Source organism: Bacteroides sp. 224 (assembly GCF_010500995.1).
Lineage (GTDB): Bacteria > Bacteroidota > Bacteroidia > Bacteroidales > Bacteroidaceae > Bacteroides.
Map to the genome: position 1 here is coordinate 228689 of NZ_QVMK01000002.1, position 20262 is coordinate 248950.

The following is a 20262-nucleotide window of genomic DNA, read 5'->3' on the forward strand; positions in this document are numbered from 1 at the left end:
AAAATAAACACAAGGGGCTATTCATTCACCACCCCACAGAATGGACAAGCCCCTTTCTTTTTTATCCCCTTGCCACAGTTTCCGCATTTAAACTGATGCTGAGCACTACCTATCAATTTAATTAGAAACAAGCAAGCAAAGCCCAACAGGAAAATATACCCTAAATAAATCCGGGTAGTCCAGATAAAAAACACGTAGCAAAAGATACAGGAAGTAACCAAACCAAGCAAATACAGAAGCGCTGACCCCGACGGCAAACTACGAAAAACTACTTCTGTTGAAGCAATTCCAACAATCAGAATTCCCCAAATACATAATAGAAAGGCTGATAAAATAGAAGGAACCTCCCAAGGTGATAGTGTAGGATTAAAATAATAGTATTGCCACATTTCAGGAGCGTACATCTGAATAGACTGATAGACAGTGGCACTTGTAGCCATCAGCAAACAGAGAAATAATGGATACAAACTACCTATATCATTAAAAAACACAAACTTAGTCTGCTTCCTTATAGATAATCTATAAATCCAAATGCTTAAAAAGATAGCCACAAATGCTATAAAGTAAGGAACGTAAGAGTTACTAAACCAATGAATGAACTGCGAAATACTATCTGCCGGCACAAAAGAATCTACAATATCCGATTGGTTAATCCATCCTTGAACATCCTCGCTATGAGCCAGCTTTACCCAGACGGAACTATCAACCGGATGAACATCAAACTCTGCTACCACTACCCGGTCACCTTGATATAACCATACAGAATCTTTCAGAGGGAGAATCCTCAATGGAGCTGAATCTATAAACAGCTCCAGATTTGTATTCAGTGGCATTAAAGGGTTCATACAGCAAATACTTTCATCTGACAGTTCTTACAATCAAATTGAAGTCTAAACTTTCTTCCGTCGGAAGATTGCAGATAAAAAGGTTCTTTATAAGGTGATTGAACCTGCTGATGCACTCTACACCATCCCATGCTAAATCGTATGCAATGCTTACAGAACATTAAAGCAACTCCTTCTTCCGGTTTTTGCTCATAAGCAGGGGCTATGCTTTGAACACCATGTTTCTGATAAAATGAAACTGCGGCGGAGTTCGAAACATTATCCAGATAAGTTAATTCTTCTCTAATATAAGTATGGGTAGTTGGTTTAAGAACCGACTTTTCTTGTTTATAGTTAATGCGTCTGGCAGTAATCAATTTCTCAATAGCCTCTCTGCGATATTCTGTTAGAACCGAAGCAGGAATAAACCAATTCTCTGCAAAGTCTACATCAATGCGTTCTGCCTCAAAGGGGGTATTTCCCAGCTTGCCCAGTTGTTTCTTTATATTCTCCAGTTGAGGGGTACGCGCTACTTCCTTTTCATAAGGAAGGGCAAGTGTTATATTGTTCTCGTCTTCATCGGTTAAGGTAAGAGAAAAGCCAAAATTATTCTCTGCCAATAAGATGGATACAGCCATCTTCCTATCCGAAGATTTATGAGACAACACCCGCTCAAACTCCTGATCGAAGTTACGATAGAGAAGTGTTTTAGGTTTTATGCGGGGCATCTCTTGAGGGTACAGCTTATTTCCGTCTACTTTGTTAATGCGGAAGCCTTGCAGCTTACCTTGTTCATCCATAAAGCAGGCACCATCACCATTATTAAAAGACTTCACTCCGGCTACTGTCAGATAATTCCCTCGTATTTCTTTGAGTCGCCCCATCTCCTCGCCCAATGATTTGGGGGTATCGAATGAGTGTATGTCTTCTCCCCTTCCATGCAGAAAGTAATTTGTAAAGCCACGGCTAAAACTCTTATTCAGTTGAGGTTTAAAAGTATAGGTACATGTACCGGAGGAAGCGCGTATATATTCAGACCTACGTTTAAAGATGGCATCCAGTTTTTGCCGATAAGCAGCAGTTACATTCTTCACGTAAGAAACATCTTTCAACCGTCCTTCTATCTTTAGAGAAGAGGCACCGGCATCCAACAACTGTTCCAACTGTTCACTCTGATTCAGATCTTTCAAAGAGAGGTAATGTTTTTCACGAGAAATGGCTTTATTGTCAGCATCGAGCAAGGTAAAAGGCAGGCGACAGAATTGGGCACACGCTCCGCGGTTGGCACTTCTTCCGAAACAAGCCTGACTTACATAACACTGTCCGCTATAGCTCACACACAAAGCACCGTGCACAAAGACTTCCAAAGGCACAGGCGTAGCTTCATGAATACGCCGAATTTCATCTAATGAAAGCTCACGAGCCAGCACTACTTGCCGAAATCCGCAATCTGCCAGGAACTTAACCTTTTCCGGGGTACGATTATCCATCTGGGTACTTCCATGCAAGGGAATGGGGGGAATATTTAACTGTGTAATACCCATATCTTGTACAATCAAGGCATCTACACCTATTCTATAAAGCGCCCAAATCATCTGCTCTGTCTCCGGCAGTTCTTCTTCTTTCAGAATTGTATTAACCGTAACATACACACGCGCATTATATAAATGAGCATGGTTGACTAATGCAGTAATATCTTCCAAGGAATTAACCGCCGCAGCTCGTGCTCCAAACTTAGGAGCACCAATATACACTGCATCTGCACCATGATCGATGGCTGCTATGCCACATTCCAGGTTTTTGGCAGGAGCCAATAACTCTATCTTTCGTTGTTTTATCATTTAATATCGTTGATATTGAATGGGGTTTCTTGATATACGTAATAGTTCAACCAATTAGAAAAAAGCAAATTGGCATGCCCACGCCAACGCACCAAAGGTCCTTCAGCCGGATTATTATGCTTGTAATAATTCTGAGGCATATCAATAGGAAGTCCTTTATCAAGGTCGCGACGATATTCCGTATCTAATGTAAAAGGAGAATATTCCGAATGCCCGGTTACAAAAAACTCACGTCCGTTTCTTGCCATAGCCATGTATACGCCGGAATCCTCCGATTCGGAAAGTAAAGTAACCTCCGGATTCTTTAGTATATCTTCCTTGCGTATCTCCGTATGTCGGCTGTGAGGTACATAGAACACATCATCAAAACCACGGAAAATAGGTAGCAACGGATCTAATGGTGTATGCTCAAACACACCGAACATCTTTTTATCAAGTGGATATTTAGGCACTCCATAATGATAATATAACCCGGCTTGCGCAGCCCAACAGATATAGAAAGTAGACGTAACATGCGTACGAGACCAGTCAAAGATTTCTGTAATCTCTTGCCAATAGTTTACTTCCTCAAACTCCATTTGCTCCACAGGTGCTCCGGTAATAATCAGGCCATCATATTTCTGTCCGCGTATCTGGTCAAAATCGGTGTAGAAAGCCTGCATGTGCTCCACAGGAGTATTCTTTGAAGTATGACTTTTCATCTTCATAAACGTTATTTCTACCTGAAGAGGAGTATTCGACAACAAACGAATCAAATCTGTCTCCGTAGTAATCTTCAGAGGCATCAAATTAAGAATGACAATTCGCAGGGGTCTGATATCCTGTTGTGTAGCACGGGAATTATCAATCACGAAGATATTCTCTTCTTTCAAAAGCTCTATGGCAGGAAGTCTGTCGGGTAAATTTAAAGGCATACCACTTATAGTTTATTGAAGTACAAAAATAGTGCTTTTTAAGTTATGAGTTACAAGTTACGAGTTACAAGTTACCGTTTACAAGAGGAAAAATGTATTCATAACCCACTTGTAACCTGTAACATGTAACTCGTAACTATTTAGAAACATTACAAATTAAGATAATTTTGCTATGTAGAGATAGCAAAGCCGAATAAAAGCTTTATTTTTGTGTTACATAATTAGTACTAATAATTAAATCTTGAAAAAATGGCTTACGTAATTAATGACGATTGTATTGCTTGCGGTTCTTGTATCGACGAATGTCCGGTAGAAGCAATCTCGGAAGGTGATATCTATTCAATCAATGCAGATGCATGTACAGATTGTGGTACTTGTGCCGACACATGTCCTTCTGAAGCAATTCATCCTGCTTAATCAAACTATCAAGCAGAGATAAATACAAAGGGCTGTTTCCTCAGGAAGCAGCCCTTTATTATTCCAAGGAAGAAACCCTTGAGAAGAACCAGTTGAAATATCTTAATTTAATTGAGCCAATGCTTCCTTGATACGACGCATAGCTTCAACAATATTTTCATCCGAAGTGGCATAACTCATACGGATACATTCAGGCGCACCAAATGCCGCACCTCCCACACAAGCCACATGCCCTACTTCCAGTAAGTACATAGCCAAATCTCCTGCATCATTAATTCTGCGATCTCCTGCCGACTTACCAAAGTATGAATCACATTTAGGGAACAGGTAGAAAGCACCTTGAGGTACATTTACTTCAAATCCGGGAATTTCTTTAGCAAGTTTCACAATCAGGCTACGACGACGTTCAAAGGCTTCGCGCATTTCTGCCACAGGCTTTTGAGTACCTACGTATGCAGCCTCAGCAGCTTTTTGAGATACCGAACAAGGACCCGAGGTATATTGACCCTGCAATTTATTGCAAGCAGACACCAACCATTGAGGACCGGCAATGAAACCGATTCTCCATCCGGTCATCGCATACGCTTTAGAAACTCCATTTACAATCACTACCCGATCGCGCACTTCCGGGAACTGAGCGATGCTTTGATGTTTGCCAATGTAGTTGATATGCTCATAGATTTCATCAGCTATGATGATTATATTGGGATATTTTGCCAACACCGCCGCCAATCCTTGAAGTTCTTCTTTAGTATATACAGAACCTGTAGGGTTAGAAGGCGAGCAAAGAATCAACGCTTTACTTTTAGGAGTAATAGCTGCTTCCAACTGAGCGGGAGTGATTTTAAAATCTTGCTCAATACCGGCAGTAACAATCACACTTTTGCCTTCTGCCAGTTTTACCATTTCGGGGTAGCTTACCCAGTAAGGAGCCGGAATAATCACTTCATCTCCCGGACCAACAAGAGCCATCAGTACATTACATACTGATTGTTTTGCTCCGTTTGAACAAAGAATTTGTGCAGCTGTATAATCCAAATCGTTTTCCTGTTTCAGTTTCTTCACAATAGCTTCGCGTAAAGCCGGGTATCCCGGTACGGGTGAATAACGAGAGTAATTGTCATCAACGGCTTTCTTCGCAGCTTCTTTAATGTGGTCGGGTGTATTGAAGTCGGGCTCGCCTACACTCAAATTAATCACATCGATGCCCTGAGCTTTCAACTCATTGCTCTTCTGCGACATCGCAAGCGTCTCCGAAGGAGACAAACTGTTCAAACGATCGGATAACTGATTCATTTTGTTTTAATTAATAGGATTACTTTTCTATATTTGATGCAAAATAAACGATTATTTTCAATATATGAAAGCAAATCCACTAATTACTTGTTAAAATGAAGCGTATGACCCATTCTTTCTTTCTTTGTTCTAAGATAACGTTCGTTATACTTATTGGGTGTTATTTCAATGGGTACGTTTTCTGTAATCTCCAAGCCATAAGCTTCGAGCCCTACGCGTTTCACCGGATTATTCGACATTAATTTCATTTTGGTTACCCCTATTTCTCTAAGGATATGAGCTCCTACTCCGTAGTCGCGCTCATCGGCATCAAAGCCTAAATGCAAATTGGCATCTACTGTATCGAGTCCTTCTTCCTGAAGCTTATAGGCAGCCATTTTATTCATCAGTCCGATACCACGACCTTCCTGATTCATATACACCACCACACCTTTGCCTTCTTCTTCAATCATCTTCATGGCTTTGTGCAATTGCTCTCCACATTCACAGCGGCAAGAGCCGAAGATATCACCCGTCATACAAGAAGAGTGTACACGCACCAGAATAGGTTCATCTTTTGCCCATGTTCCTTTAATCAAGGCTACATGTTCCATTCCATTTGATTTTTGTTTAAACGGAATCAGGCGAAAATGTCCATATTGAGTAGGCATATCAACCTCTACACCCTTCTCTACAATGGATTCCATGCGAAGACGATAAGCAATCAGGTCTTTGATAGAGATTATTTTAATATCATATTTCTTGGAAACTTCCATTAATTGTGGCAAACGTGCCATTGTACCATCCTCATTGATGATCTCTATTAATGCACCTGCCGGATAAAGGCCGGCCAATCTGGCTAAATCGACTGTTGCTTCTGTATGCCCTGCTCTGCGAAGTACACCTCTGGAGCGAGCGCGCAACGGATTCAAATGTCCCGGGCGACCTAAATCTGCCGGTTCTGTTTTAGGATCGGCTAAAGCGCGTATGGTAGCAGCACGATCGTGCATGGACACCCCGGTGGTACAGCCTTTCAACAAATCGACTGTTACGGTAAACGGTGTTTCATAAATAGAGGTATTGGCAGCTGCTTGCATTTCAAGTTCCAATTCCTCGCAACGCTCTTCGGTAATAGGAGCACACAGTACACCGCGCCCGTTTGTTATCATAAAATTCACCGCTTCCGGTGTTATTTTCTCTGCGGCAATAATAAAGTCTCCTTCATTCTCACGATCCTCATCATCTACTACAATAAGGAATTTCCCCTCTCTGAAATCTGCAATAGCTTCTTCTATTGTATTCAACTTAAATTCTTTCATGCTCATTTTCATTTTCCATTATAAGAGTCTTTATGGCCTCATTTGTTTTAATCACCTGTTCGAGATCTTTCTGCAAACGAATTCTGAACGTCCATATCCTAAAATAGAAAAACAGTCCAATGGGGAAAATTACTCCCGAAAGTATATTTAACCATTGCTGTTTAAAAGGCTTGGAATGTGCAGAAACCGGAATAATCGGATAACTGCTCAACGCATTAAGTATATGTACCGAACGAGAATTCGACAGTTCATCCACCAAAGAATCCAGTTTAAGGTTTATGCATTTAATATCTTCATCGATATGTTCTGTTACCCAAAGTTTAAAATAATTAGGCGCCTGTGTCAGCTTATGAGTATACATATATTGCTGGCAATTTTCGGAAAGCATGTCTAAGTCTCTCGGTATTCTCCAGTAATCAGGATCATTGATGATCACATCCTTTCTAAACAGATGCCTTACACTGCGAATACCTACTACTCGCTTAAACCATTCGGCGTAAACATCTCCATTGAATACCACAGAATCCTTATTCGATTTATAGGTAAAGAATACACCAAGTACAGCCAAAATAAATGTACTCAGCCACATTCCCACAAACATCATCCACTTTCCGTCGCGCGCCATTTTATACCCCATATTATCTATTACATAATAGAAAATAAAGAGTACGACGGACACTACCACGGGCATCCCCAATCCTCCCTTACGAATAATAGCCCCCAAGGGTGCTCCGATAAAGAAGAAAAGCAAACAAGATATGGCCACAGTTATTTTACGATGCCATTCTGTTTTATGCCGTCGAATACTATAATCATTGTTTTTTACGGTGATGCTTTTCATCATCCAGTCGCTCCGCTGACTTTCGGCACGACTTGTTGCCATATTTATAACTTTCTGTTTTTGGGAGAGTGTGGAACTATCAAACAAGCTATCAACATTGTATTCTTCAATTCGTGCGGTTTCAAATTTAAGCGAATCTTCTTTATTATTGAGTCGCATAGGTTGATAAACGCCTTCGATAGCTGCGTTAAAGTAACTGCGCCCGATACTATCATTCACTACAGCAACAGAGTCGATGGTAGTTTCAAGCATTCCCATGCTTTTGCTGGAAGCCTGGGTACTCATGATGCTTTCGTCTGCCATATTAAACTCGGAATCAAACTCTATGATAGTATGCTTTTCGCGAAAAGTTTCTGTTCGGTAGGGTACATTCTCGGCTTTATTGGCTCTGGGCTTCTGACTCTGGAACATTTCTCCATTATAAAGATGAAGATATAGGTGTTTTTTGTCTGCAGTCATTTCCAGTTTGCCGGATTCAGCATTTATAATACTGGCATTGTCAAACCCTTCTTTCAGGTCGTAAATCAGAACGTCGTTAAGCATCCCCGTTTTCCGGTCTTTCTTATGTACCTTTATATTATACCCAGGCACTCCATCATAAAACACTCCTTCGGGAATCTCCAATTCGGGAGAAGCCTGCTTCATCGAATAAATTAATGTATAGAGCTTTAATTGGGCATGCGGACCAATTACATTCTGAAACAAAAATGAAATGCCACAAAGAATAGTAACCATCACAATAAGCGGACGCATAATCTGCAATAACGAGATTCCGGCAGCTTTCATGGCAAGCAACTCATATCGTTCGCCAAAGTTTCCAAAGGTAATTAGTGATGCCAGCAAAATAGCAAGTGGTAATGATGCCGGCACCAAGCTCAATGCAGAGTAGTAAAAAAATTGCGCCAGAATATCCATTTCCAATCCCTTGCCTACCAGTTCATCCACATAGCGCCAAAGGAACTGCATCATAAAGATGAAGAGACAAATGAAAAATGTCCCTATAAAAAGCAATCCAAAGCTCTTTACAATAAAGATATCTAACTTTTTTATGCGAAGCATTTATTTATGTATCGAATTATAGGGTGCAAAATTAGCACAAAAAGTCAGAAGCCGCAAGTCCTCCTTAACGTATCTATCTGCGAATCCCATAATTCTTTTAAATCATTAACTTCATCTGTGTCGGTAAAGTCGGTGATTTCAATCACATAGTCGTTTGTAAGCTCATTGTTGCTCATTCGTATTTCGAAATATTCACGTTCGTTTTCATCATCTAACCAACGGAAACGAATATACGAGAAGGCTCTTATAGCAATAATTTCTGCATCTCTTCGTTCGGTTTTCCCCCAATAAAAAGACACTATTTTATCATTCGATATTACCTTGTCGGCAAACCAACTTTCCAACCCCGACGGTGTGCTGATAGACGACCAGATAATGTTTTTAGCCGTTGCATTCAGCATGTATTCTAAGTGAACTTTTTCTCTTTTCATAGTTGATTTCTTTTTATTCCGTGTGCCAATATAAATACTTTTTTTAAATTACAAAGTATAAATCGTACACTTTGTGTTTTTTATTATGATAAACAGAAAATAAATAGAAAAGTTTTGGAGATTTCAGAAAAAGCTATATCTTTGCACCCGCAATCAGAAACGATGGCGGGATAGCTCAGATGGTTAGAGCGCATGATTCATAATCATGAGGTCCCGAGTTCAATTCTCGGTCCCGCTACATTGAAAGAATAAGGCATTTGGGAGGCTTCCACTTCCGGGTGCCTTTTCTTATTTTATATAACGCTCCTTATGGCGGTTTGCCACGGCCGCGGCAAAGTTTTGTTACGGCCGTAGCAAAATCTTGTTGCGGCCGCGGCAGAATCTCGTTACGGCCGTGGAAAAACCTTGTTACGGCCGTGGCAAAATCCAACAATCGTTGGGAGATGATAAGCAGCCAAAGCACATGTCATTCCACAAGAACCGCATTATTTAAGTATAAGAACAAGTCGGTTTTTCTTTTAATCACCGAGCTTTTAGCTTATTTTATACCCTCCAGGTTCCTCTGTTCAATCAATTATAAGTATTTTTGCCTCTCACCATCAAAATTCCATTCAGATGAAGACTTATTATATTATACTATCAACAATAATTATGGCATTTACTTCTTGTACACAAAAAGAGAATATGAAACAAGGTATTTATGAAGGAGAAGAGATTTCGGACATAGCCCGGATATACCGAGATAAAGAATCTAAAGCCTGCTTTCTTACTATCGACACAGAAGGCTCATGGAGCCTATACGCAGGCAAACAAGTAGAGTCTATCGATTTTTCCCAACCTATTTTAAAAGGAGACAAGACTGGAACTTATCCGGTTAACATCAACGATTCCATTCGTTATTATTTTCAGCTCAACACAGAAAAAGGAAAAGGTATTCTGGCCGAAACTCATTTGCCCATGACGGGCGGCTTTAACTTCAGAGACTTAGGAGGTATTCGCACACAAGATGGTCACCATGTTAAATGGGGCAAATTTATACGCACAGATGAGTTGCACCAATTAACAGAGGCCGATCTTCGCTATTTATCTTCTATTCCTATTATTTCTGTTGTGGACTTTAGAGGGCAAATGGAAATAGATAATGCACCAGACATTTTGCCGGCTTCCGTAAAGAATGCATATCCTCTATCAATTCACCCGGGAAATATTTTAGAGCTACAAGACATAGCAAAAAGTGGAAGCCTCAATCTGGAAAAGGTTATGATAACCATTAATGAGTATCTGGTATCTGACAGTACATTTATCAACCAATACAAAGAATTCTTCTCTATCTTACAAGATGAAAGCAAAGTACCTGTAATTTTCCATTGCACCGCCGGCAAAGACCGTACAGGTATGGGAGCCGCCCTTATACTTTTTGCTTTGGGAGTGAATGAGGAAATGATTTATGAAAACTACCTGGCTTCGAACATTTACTTAAAAGAGAAGTACGCGGAAGATATTCGAAAAAATCCGCAAATGGAAGCTGTACTTACCGTGAAGAAAGAGTTTTTAGAAGCAGGCATCAATAAGATAAAAGAGTTATATGGTACTCCGGAAAATTACCTGACTCAGAAGTTGGGAGTAGATATAGAACGCTTCCGGGAAATGTATTTGGATTAGATAGCACCGTGCGGAAGCGCGACCGCACGGAACTTTCATCATTATCTCTTAAACCGCCATTCAAAACCTCTTCTATACTGCTTGCTGTCTTCGGGATCTGTATAATCCATCGCACCTTCAAATGATAAAGATGATGTAGTTAGCATGCGAATTGCATATCTATTGTCTTCTACAGGAACATTAGGCAAGTCATCGATCAATACAGTATCGTTAGCCATTATCCAAACAAATAAATGTGGGGATTCTTCATTTTGCTTCCGCAATTCGCCTGTTCCGTCTTCTTTGAATACAATAGTTGCTTTCCATTCGTCTTTTTCACCTTCCGGATCATCCTCAACCTCTACCTTTTCCGGAAAGCCTAACGGATATTGCCATGCTGTAGCACTTTTGTAGTGCCAAACTCCTACAACTAATGATTTTACTTTATCATCATCATCCGAACAGGAAATAAATCCAATGCATAAAACCGCTATCAATAAAGCAGACATTAATTTGATTTTCTTCATTGCTATAAGTTTAATCTAAATCTATCAGTTCCCTAATGATAGTATTTACTTTTATGTATAGTGCAAGGAACACAGCACAAAGCTGTACACTATATACCCTCAAGAATTGAATCCAATTCTTCCATACACTATAGCAATTCAATAAGATTATGGAAACAGTTTTGCCAAAGTGTGTTTGATAGTACAAATTTAAGTTTTAATTTGGATTCGAGAGTAATAGTGGAGTATTTTTTTAAGGTCAGGGCTTTAAACATATTCTTATGCTATGATAAGAACGCTACATAATAAAGAAAGCCGGAACTGTGCGTGAGGATTGCACAATTCCGGCTGAAAAGAAACAGTAAGTCTAGTTAAGTCAGCTATATATTTTTATTATTATCTTCTTGAACCACTACTTGAGCGCGAAGAGCTACTGCTTGAAGAAGAGCGCGAAGAACCACCTCCTGTACTCCTGCTGCTACTGCCGCCCGATGAACTTCTTGATGAGTTTACAGAACTATTACTTCTACTTGATGACCTGTTGCTGTTCGAAGAAGACGAAGAGTTACTACTTGGGCGAGTAGTTGTATTCTTGTTATTATCCGAAGAAGAGCTACTATTTGAACGAGAAGAGCTTGTTCTACCCGACGAATTAGATGAGCTATTCCTACTTGGCGATGTACTTACATTATTACTATTCCGTTGAGAAGACGACCGCGAAGTAGTTGACTCGCTTCTACGTGAAGTATTGGTATTACTTGATTGACGTGCGCTATTGGGGCGTACTTTTACCGAGCCAAAGTCCGATCTACGGTTTGTTGTATATACATTATCACGTCTTACACTGTATGCACCTCCGTAAACATCATGTCTGTAGCGTCCACGGTAATAGCTTACATTATTGTGTTGTGTACGGTAATGCCCACCTCTATAAGAAGTATAATGATGTGGCTTGTCGTAATAGAAGTGGTGATGGTTAGAATAGTGAGCATATACTCTAAACTGCCATCTGTTGCCTGTTACATAAATGGGGCGATAGAAGTATTCAACACCAATAAATCTACGATACTGACCGGCACTCAATACCCAACGCAAGTCGTCATTCCGGATGTCGAGCATTTGATAATAACGATCCATTGCCCAAGCTTCTCCGCGAAGCACATCGTCCATCAAATAACCTACAGAGTAAGCAAAATCGTAGTTGATTTCGTACACGTCGTTATATTGCATGGTACTCATATTCAATTCATAAGCCATTTTATCTGTAAGGAAGCGAGTTTCTACGCGTATATCGTTAGTACTCATGGCGGCCACGGTTGTTGTGGTACAGCTTGATACTGTCATTCCGATGGCAAATAGTATAATCATCATTCGTTTCATAACTTCGGTTTTTAAGAGTTATTACTTTCTTTATTTCTCTCTACAACAAAATTAGGATGAGAAAACTCCCCATCCTAATGTATCTCTCTAAACATGCATAGGGATTTCCCTATCACTTATACCAACTTAAGGCCGCCAGGGTTTATTACAATCAACCGTTTCTTATATAAATCGCCTACCGCTTTCTTGAATGTTTTCTTGCTTACTCCAAATGTTGCGTAAATATCGTCGGCATCGCTTTTATCATTAAATGGAGTACTTCCTCCCTGATCTTTAATGTATTGCAGCAATGTTTGCGAAAAGTCTCCCACCTTTTCCAGTCCGGGCTTTTGCAGTATCAGGTCGATTTTACCATCAGGGCGTACTTGTTTGATGTAAGCTTTCAGTTTATCTCCAGTATATAGGGTTTGGAATATTTCGCTGTCGTACAGAAGTCCGCCAAATTGATTATCTATGATGGCTTTAAAACCAAGATCCGTTTTCTGCCAGATCAGAATATCTACCTCATCACCCGATTGGTAAGTAGGTTCTTCTGTTGAAAGATAACGTTCCACTTTGGCAGAGCCTACAATACGGTAGCTTTCTTCATCAAGATGTGCATGGATCACATACTTCTTGCCCACTTGCATCTTCATCTTCTGCTCGCGGAAGGGAACAAACAAATCTTTCATTAACCCCCAATTCAGAAAAGCTCCAAACTCATTTACCCACGAAACCTCCAAGCAGGCAAATTCACCAACTTGCACAAATGGGGTAAGGGTAGTTGCAATCAGTCGTTCTTCACTATCAAGGTATAGAAATACCTCCAACCACTCTCCTACTTCGACTCCTTCGGGCACATAGCGAGAGGGCAATAAAATCTCTCCCTGGTCATCTCCATCCAAATAAAGACCGAAGTCTACCGTCTTCACCACCTGTAATGTATTGAATTTACCTAATTCGATGCTCATATTTTATCTATTTACAAACAAATGTACATGATATTTTCTAAATTAAATAAAGAACAAAGAATTTAAACTCTTTTTTATATAGAAGTGAACAATCTGAAAGTTCTGGTGTTTATTCTTTAAACAAAAATGAGAAATGATGATTTAATTTTTAGTTTTAATAAGCAGAAGTCGAGTCCGCTGTAACCGGTAGAGTAAGCACAAAAGCTGCAAGACAGATTCAACCCAGCAACGGAAAAGGACGTAAACGTCCAAACAAAAGATCAACGAGACGCCTAAAGGCTGCAAAAGAATCCTTCAGCGCTGTTCTTACTCTAACGAGACTCGCAAAAATTTAAAAGTTTAAGACCTATAATAACCTAAAGCTTAATAGTTTGTTGATTAATAGTAGTAGCATGAATGCGTTGGAGTCAAGTTTGATTCCGGCGCATTTTATTTTCACTTCTACGGCGCTATTAATATTTCTCTTTTAACCATAGATGCTCCCGAAAGCGACAGAGCTAAAGACCGCGATATCGCTTTACGGTTTGTAAAATGAAGGTCTGAAATAGCATTATTGCTCCACGGATTTCCGTTGTAAATGTTATAAGGTGGCTTAGCCTTTGGTATCAACCAACGCTAAGCCACCTGTCTTTATTAGGGAGAATATTCTAATTAATTCTTCGACTGTTTATAACCTATAAACGAACGGTATCCATAAATCGCCACCACTACGAAACAAATGAATGGCAGAATAAAAGATACATTAACAGCAGGCATTCCCCAAACTGTTTGAGTATCAATAATAGAGGCTTGCAGAGGAGGCAATATGGAGCCACCAAGTATGGCCATAATTAATCCGGCTGCTCCGAATTTAGCATCTTCGCCTAAGCCTTCCAAGGCAATGCCATAGATAGTAGGAAACATTAAAGACATACAGGCAGAAACACCCACCAGGCAATACAGGCCATATATATCCTGAAATCCGATTACTCCGATTGTTAACACTCCCGCAGCGATGGAAAGTATCAGCAACAGTTTACCGGGATTAAGATAGCGCAATAAGAAAGTACAGATAAAGCGACTCACGCAGAATATAATCATGGCAATGATGTTATATCTTTGCGAAAGTACTTCCGCAGCCTTTTCTCCCATTCCCTGCTCCATAAAAATACGGGTACCGTACTGAATAATGAATGTCCAGCACATAATCTGTGCACCTACATAGAAGAATTGAGCAACCACTCCTTCGCGATAACGTGCCAGAGAGAAGATTCTCTTGAGGGTAGGACCGAAGTTTATAGAATGAGACTGATCTGCATTTTTAGGCATCTTTGCAAAGCGGATTAATAAGAACATACCTAAAATAATGAGCCCAATAATCAGATAGGGAGTAATCAGTACACTTAAATCCGATTCTTTAAGTACAGCAAATTCCGCATCGGAAAGGTTGGCACGGTCGGCTGTTTCCATAGGGTCTAACTTTGCCTGAATAAAATTCATGGCTACATACATTCCTAACAAAGAGCCCATTGGGTTAAAAGATTGCGCCATATTTAAACGTCTGGTTGCCGTTTCCTCCGTTCCCATCGAAAGAATGTAGGGGTTGGCACTGGTTTCCAGAAAGGAAAGTCCACAAGTCAGGATGAAATACGCTAAAAGGAAAGGATAGTATTCGCCGGTCATCTTAGCCGGGAAAAAGAGAAAAGCACCGATTGCATAAAGCCCTAATCCCAACAGTATACCTGCTTTATAAGAGTATTTACGAATAAAGATGGCAGCCGGAAAGGCCATAGCAAAATATCCACCATAAAAGGCAACCTGCACTAAAGCGCCATCTGTTACGCTCATTCGGAATATTTTCGAGAATGCCTTTACCATTGGGTTGGTAATATCATTAGCAAATCCCCAAAGGGCAAAGCAGAAAGTAATCAGAATAAATGGTATCAGGTAATTAACTCCGTCTTTACTCAATAAGGGTTGTTTAGTGTTTTTCATTATTTTACGGTCTTTAGTTTATTGGTTTATGAACTTGGATAATAAGTTTGCAAGATAACACTATTTATCACAATATCTTTTAATTCACGAACAGAAAATATCTCTTTCTTGGCTAAAGCCTGCACTAAGATATTTCCCATGGCAGTAGCTTCCACCGGACCGGCTTGTACCGGAATGCCCAAATAATTGGCCGTCAATTGGTTTAAAAGTTTATTCTGACACCCTCCACCAATGATGTGCAATTGCTTTATGGGAGCAGGCAGGCATTTATTCATCTGATCTACGCCTTGCTTATACCGATAGGCCAGTGATTCGGTTACGCATCGCATAAATTCTCCCGGAGTTTGGGGAACGTATAAATTATGGGCTTCGCAATAACGAACTACCGCCTCCTCCATAGAAGAAGGATTCTGAAAAGAAACATCATCTACGGGAATAATGGTACGGCAGGGAGATTGAATGGCGGCTTCAATCAATGAGTCAAAGTCACATTCCACTCCACGGGCTTTCCATTCGGCCATCAAGCGTTGCAAAATCCACAACCCTGTAATATTTTGAAGAAAGCGAATTTTTCCGTTTACTCCGCCTTCATTGGTAAATCCGCCTAAGCGGGCTTCTTCGGTAAGAATAGGTTCATCTACCTCAATACCCAATAAAGACCAGGTTCCGGAGCTAAGAAATGCGGCGTCTTTTGTTAAGGAAGGTACGGCAATCACAGCACTTGCTGTATCGTGTGAGCCAACGGCAATTACATCTACCGGATAGTTTAAACCGATTTCTTCGGCTACTTCTTTTTTCAATTGTCCGCGTATGGTGCCGGGCTTAATTATCTTTCCAAAGATAGATGCAGGAAGTCCTAACTGTTCAATCAGTTTGTAAGACCATTCGCCTTCGCAGGCATTCAGCATTTCGGAGGTAGAAGCAATACAGTATTCATTGGTTGCTTCTTCTGTAAGGAAATAGCTAAAAAGGTCGGGCATAAAAAGAAGCTTATCGGCTATATCCAGTTGCTTGCTATTGGCTTTCTTTAAGCTGTATAATTGAAAAAGCGTATTAATAGGCATCACCTGAATACCGGTATCGGCATAATGCGCAGTTTCATTAATCAGGGTAAAAACTTCATCAGGCAAACCATCCGTTCGCGGATCGCGGTAACATACCGGATTTCCTACAAGGTTGCCATCTTTATCTATAAAGCCGAAATCTACTCCCCAGGTATCTACAGCTATGCCTTCTATCTTATAGCCGGCTTGTACTGCCTTCTTTAGCCCTGTCTTCATTTCTTCGAACAAAGCTAAGAAATCCCAGTAAATATGATATCCTAATTTGATTTGGCGATTGGGAAAGCGATAGATTTCCTCAAGCATTAATCGGTCTCCGGCGATGGAACCCGCCATTACACGGCCGCTTCCACCCCCAAAGTCCACTGCTAAGTACACGTTTTTCATAGGATTAGATTCTCACTGTTAAACAGTGCAAGTTGTATCCTTATAATGATTCATTATATTGCTTATTTATAAATCGGCCCGTAAGTTTGACATGCTCTGTAGTCTGAACCTTCTTTATCCATGCCGAATGCATTCCATGCAGACGGACGGAAGATTTCTGATTCTTCCACATTATGCATACAAACAGGGATACGCAATATAGAAGCCATTGTTATCAGATCTTGTCCGATATGTCCATAGCTAATTGCGCCATGATTGGCTCCCCAGTTATTCATTACCGAATATACATCTTTGAATGCAGGTTTGTCATTCAATCTTGGAGCAAACCAGGTAGTAGGCCAAGTTTTATCTGTACGAACATTTAATGCTTGATGTACTTCAGGATCTAAATCTACCGTCCATCCTTCAGCAATTTGAAGTACGGGGCCAAGTCCTTTCACCAAGTTCAAACGAGACATTGTTACAGGCATACCTCCTTTAGAAAGGAAGTTAGAAGAGAAACCTCCACCACGGAAATAATCACGATCTGCCGGGAACCAAGTGGTAGCAGCCAAGCAATCTTCCATTTCCTTTTCACTGATTTCCCAGAAAGGCTTCATCACAGGTTCTCCGTCTTTAGATTGACGACCTGTTCCGTCTAAGGTAGTTGCTCCGGAGTTAATCAGATGAATAACACCATTAGCAGCTTTACCTTCCAGTTTCTTGCCGGTTACACGTTCTACAGCCTCGGGGCTCCAGTATGTACGTACATCGGAGAATATTTGAGCAGTATTAGTCAGCAGATGGCCGAAAAGCATGGCTACACCATTGCAAGCATCATTTTCGGTAGCTACTACATAAGCCTCACGAATACCGTTCCAATCGAATGAAGTATTAAGAAGGGCTTCAGAGAAGTCTCCATTAGGCAGGAAGTCTGTCCATTGGCGTTGTCCTTGGAATCCTGCAACAATCGCGTTGTGTCCCAGTGCTTCTTCTTTAAAACCTTTTTCAAGTAATTTGGGGTTACCTTGCATTAAGTCGCGAATGATCAGAGTCATTTTTACAACAAATTCCCAATCGCTGTCTTTCTCTGCGCGGCTCTTTTGTTTTTCAGGACGGTTATAGTCTGTACCTTCATTAGGTTTACAGTACTTCTTCGTCCATTCCATCGCTTTTTTGAATTCTTCCTCATCGTAGATGTTTTGCTCGATGCGGCGAAGAACTTCCATAGAATCTACCGATTCATTGCGCATACCCAAGTAATCCTGGAAGAAAGCAGTATCCACAATCGATCCGGCAATCCCCATTGATACACTACCTACAGACAAATAAGACTTGCCACGCATCACAGCCACAGCCTGAGCTGAGCGTGCAAAGCGAAGAATCTTTTCTGCTACATCTGCCGGAATTGTATTATCAGTTATATCTTGTACATCATGACCGTAAATGCCAAACGCAGGTAATCCTTTTTGAGCGTGTCCGGCAAGAACCGCGGCTAAATATACAGCTCCCGGACGTTCAGTACCATTAAATCCCCAAACAGCTTTTGGGTAATGAGGATTCATATCCATTGTTTCGGCACCATAACACCAACAAGAGGTAACTGTAATGGTACTTCCTACTCCTTCGCGTTCGAATTTAGCTGCACAAGCTGCACTCTCGGCTACACGGCCAATAGTTCCATCGGCAATTACACACTCTACCGGACTTCCATCTCCGTTTTTCAGATTCGAAGAAATAAGCTCGGCAACGGCACGTGCCAAGTTCATTGTTTTTTCTTCCAGTCCTTCGCGAACGCCACCCTGACGTCCGTCAATTGTAGGACGAATCCCTATTTTAGGCCATTGACCTTGAAACCTGTTTACCTTCATGACTAATATATTTAGTGATTTAAGATTGTATGTCAAAGATATGATATTGCTTTAAGAATCATTTGCATTATTTCGGCGAAGGGATAACACTTTTTCGATTTCAAGTTGAACACAAAGGCACAAAGGCACAGAGTTTTAACAGATCTCTGCGTCTTTGTGTCTCTGTGTTCACTATTATTTTGACTCTATTCAATTATAGATCGCATTTTTTATGTAGATTTGTATACCAATATTCTGGCATAAAAACGATAAAACAGCTCATGGGAAATACTCCTGATAATCTTAGCCTGCTTCTACTTAATGTAGGATTTACCGAGATGAATGCCAACTGGAACTGGAAGGATGTATACAGTCCATTTGCCCGTCTTTATTATATAAAAGAAGGCGAGGCAAAAACACTTATTGGAAACCGCACAATCATACTTAAACCCAATCACCTATATCTTACTCCTCCTTTTACCTTACATCATAATGAATGTAATGGATACTTTTCTCACTATTACATTCATTTCTACGAGAAGGTACTTAACCGGGAATCTATCTTCGATAAATATGAATTTCCTTTTGAGTTGGAAGCAAGCAATCTGGATTTATTGTTAAGTCAACGTTTATTAGATATTAATCCGGACAGGCATCTTCAGCAATTAGACCCCACGCTCTATGATAACATACCCACATTCTCACAACTCATTGCCGATAACAATAAGTTGCCTATGCACACAGGTATAGAAACCCGGGCCATTTTGCAACAATTCATGGCTAAGTTCTTTGAGTTTGCCAAAATAAAAACCCGCCATAAAGACGAACGGATTACCAAATGCCTGAAGTTTATTCATGAAAATACAGATAAGGATATATCTGTAGGTCAGTTAGCTGGGTTGGTATATATAACAGAAGATCATTTGATACGCATCTTTAAGAAAGAGATGAATACCACTCCTCTCCGATACATTAATGCCAAGAAGATGGAGAAAGCTCAATTGCTATTGCTAACCACCGATATGTCGATTAGAGAGATTGCCTTTGATTTGTCGATAGATAACATTTCTTATTTCAACCGAATATTCAAATCGTATACCAATAGTACACCTACCGAATATCGGAGAAGTTTCAATGTTCCTCAAAAAAGGAATTAGATTCCGGCACACATTACTTTCTTACTCTCCAGTTCTGGTCGCAATCAAAACAATGATATCTTCTTCTAAGAAAAGGAATTGGTATCATAAAAAACAATATAGAAAGAATCATCGTATAACTGGGCTGCCTTTCTTTCATTACATTCTGAGAATTGCAGTATGGACAAGTATGGCTATACTTAACACCAAAGAACTCTTTAGACTCGGGTTCAGCACTATCCTCAGGTGTTTTAATATAGCCTGCTTCCTCTAATATTTGCAACGCCCTTTCCCGTTGCTCTTCATTAACTAACAATTTCACTCCTCCAATAGCTGTGGAGTAGAAGTTATTCACCTGAGCTGTCATCTCATCTTTTATGAAAACGTCAATTCCTTCAGATTCCAATACCCCCTTTGCGATATGAGCTTCATGAGGGTAGATAAATGTAATAATCGTAATCCAGTTAGTCATAGTTG

Annotated in this window: 17 protein-coding genes and 1 tRNA gene; 4 read left to right on the forward strand and 14 right to left on the reverse strand. The window is 40.3% G+C overall.

The window, feature by feature from the left end; all coding sequences use genetic code 11:
* Positions 1–17: 17 nt before the first annotated feature.
* Genes D0T60_RS02335 through metA form a run of 3 tightly spaced genes read right to left on the reverse strand, consistent with a single transcriptional unit; the run spans position 18 to position 3579 of the window.
* Positions 18–845, reverse strand: coding sequence for a hypothetical protein (locus D0T60_RS02335; protein ID WP_163216534.1), 828 nt, complete (start codon positions 843–845; stop codon positions 18–20).
* A complete protein-coding gene (locus tag D0T60_RS02340; protein WP_163216535.1) occupies positions 842–2665 on the reverse strand; it encodes a U32 family peptidase in 1824 nt (607 codons plus the stop codon). Before D0T60_RS02340 ends, D0T60_RS02335 begins: the two co-directional genes overlap by 4 nt.
* Positions 2662–3579, reverse strand: coding sequence for a homoserine O-succinyltransferase (gene metA, locus D0T60_RS02345; RefSeq protein ID WP_163216536.1), 918 nt, complete (start codon positions 3577–3579; stop codon positions 2662–2664). Before metA ends, D0T60_RS02340 begins: the two co-directional genes overlap by 4 nt.
* 249 nt (positions 3580–3828) lie before the next feature.
* On the opposite strand from metA, the gene D0T60_RS02350 reads away from it, so the two are divergent.
* Positions 3829–3996 carry a DUF362 domain-containing protein gene (locus D0T60_RS02350; protein WP_163216537.1) on the forward strand — a complete coding sequence of 56 codons (168 nt, stop codon included), beginning with the start codon at positions 3829–3831 and terminating at the stop codon, positions 3994–3996.
* Positions 3997–4098: 102 nt separating this feature from the next.
* Here the strand turns inward: D0T60_RS02350 and D0T60_RS02355 are convergent, their stop codons facing one another.
* The 4 genes from D0T60_RS02355 to D0T60_RS02370 all read right to left on the reverse strand — a co-directional run bounded on the left by D0T60_RS02355 (position 4099) and on the right by D0T60_RS02370 (position 8921).
* A complete protein-coding gene (locus D0T60_RS02355) occupies positions 4099–5292 on the reverse strand; it encodes a pyridoxal phosphate-dependent aminotransferase (RefSeq protein WP_163216538.1) in 1194 nt (397 codons plus the stop codon).
* Between the two features lie 83 nt (positions 5293–5375).
* Positions 5376–6590, reverse strand: coding sequence for a bifunctional 3,4-dihydroxy-2-butanone-4-phosphate synthase/GTP cyclohydrolase II (locus D0T60_RS02360; protein ID WP_163216539.1), 1215 nt, complete (start codon positions 6588–6590; stop codon positions 5376–5378).
* Positions 6577–8490 carry an LptF/LptG family permease gene (locus D0T60_RS02365; protein ID WP_163216540.1) on the reverse strand — a complete coding sequence of 638 codons (1914 nt, stop codon included), beginning with the start codon at positions 8488–8490 and terminating at the stop codon, positions 6577–6579. Before D0T60_RS02365 ends, D0T60_RS02360 begins: the two co-directional genes overlap by 14 nt.
* 44 nt (positions 8491–8534) lie before the next feature.
* A complete protein-coding gene (locus D0T60_RS02370; RefSeq protein WP_163216541.1) occupies positions 8535–8921 on the reverse strand; it encodes an START-like domain-containing protein in 387 nt (128 codons plus the stop codon).
* A gap of 164 nt (positions 8922–9085) precedes the next feature.
* Between D0T60_RS02370 and D0T60_RS02375 the strand changes: the two genes are divergently transcribed.
* Together D0T60_RS02375 and D0T60_RS02380 are read left to right on the forward strand one after the other, a co-directional pair.
* Positions 9086–9159 (forward strand) — tRNA-Met (locus tag D0T60_RS02375).
* A gap of 377 nt (positions 9160–9536) precedes the next feature.
* Positions 9537–10583: a tyrosine-protein phosphatase gene (locus D0T60_RS02380; RefSeq protein ID WP_163216542.1), complete on the forward strand. Its 1047-nt coding sequence runs from the start codon at positions 9537–9539 to the stop codon at positions 10581–10583.
* Positions 10584–10624: 41 nt separating this feature from the next.
* On the opposite strand, the gene D0T60_RS02385 is transcribed toward D0T60_RS02380, so the two are convergent.
* The 6 genes from D0T60_RS02385 to fucI form a co-directional block, all read right to left on the reverse strand.
* Positions 10625–11089, reverse strand: a complete 465-nt coding sequence (locus D0T60_RS02385; protein WP_163216543.1) for a hypothetical protein — start codon at positions 11087–11089, stop codon at positions 10625–10627.
* Between the two features lie 375 nt (positions 11090–11464).
* Positions 11465–12448 carry a hypothetical protein gene (locus D0T60_RS02390; protein ID WP_163216544.1) on the reverse strand — a complete coding sequence of 328 codons (984 nt, stop codon included), beginning with the start codon at positions 12446–12448 and terminating at the stop codon, positions 11465–11467.
* 116 nt (positions 12449–12564) lie between these two features.
* Positions 12565–13398 (reverse strand): S1 RNA-binding domain-containing protein, encoded by an 834-nt coding sequence (locus D0T60_RS02395; protein WP_163216545.1) that lies wholly within the window; start codon positions 13396–13398, stop codon positions 12565–12567.
* 651 nt (positions 13399–14049) lie between these two features.
* Positions 14050–15372 carry an L-fucose:H+ symporter permease gene (gene fucP, locus D0T60_RS02400; protein ID WP_163216546.1) on the reverse strand — a complete coding sequence of 441 codons (1323 nt, stop codon included), beginning with the start codon at positions 15370–15372 and terminating at the stop codon, positions 14050–14052.
* A 26-nt stretch (positions 15373–15398) separates the two neighbouring features.
* Positions 15399–16820: a rhamnulokinase family protein gene (locus tag D0T60_RS02405; RefSeq protein ID WP_163216547.1), complete on the reverse strand. Its 1422-nt coding sequence runs from the start codon at positions 16818–16820 to the stop codon at positions 15399–15401.
* Positions 16821–16882: 62 nt separating this feature from the next.
* Positions 16883–18670 carry an L-fucose isomerase gene (fucI, locus tag D0T60_RS02410; RefSeq protein ID WP_163216548.1) on the reverse strand — a complete coding sequence of 596 codons (1788 nt, stop codon included), beginning with the start codon at positions 18668–18670 and terminating at the stop codon, positions 16883–16885.
* 260 nt (positions 18671–18930) lie between these two features.
* On the opposite strand from fucI, the gene D0T60_RS02415 reads away from it, so the two are divergent.
* Positions 18931–19806 (forward strand): AraC family transcriptional regulator, encoded by an 876-nt coding sequence (locus tag D0T60_RS02415; RefSeq protein ID WP_163216549.1) that lies wholly within the window; start codon positions 18931–18933, stop codon positions 19804–19806.
* A gap of 13 nt (positions 19807–19819) precedes the next feature.
* Here D0T60_RS02415 and D0T60_RS02420 read toward each other — a convergent pair whose 3' ends face one another.
* Complete coding sequence (locus D0T60_RS02420; protein WP_163216550.1) at positions 19820–20257, reverse strand: DUF2007 domain-containing protein; 438 nt, start codon at positions 20255–20257, stop codon at positions 19820–19822.
* Positions 20258–20262 lie beyond the last annotated feature (5 nt).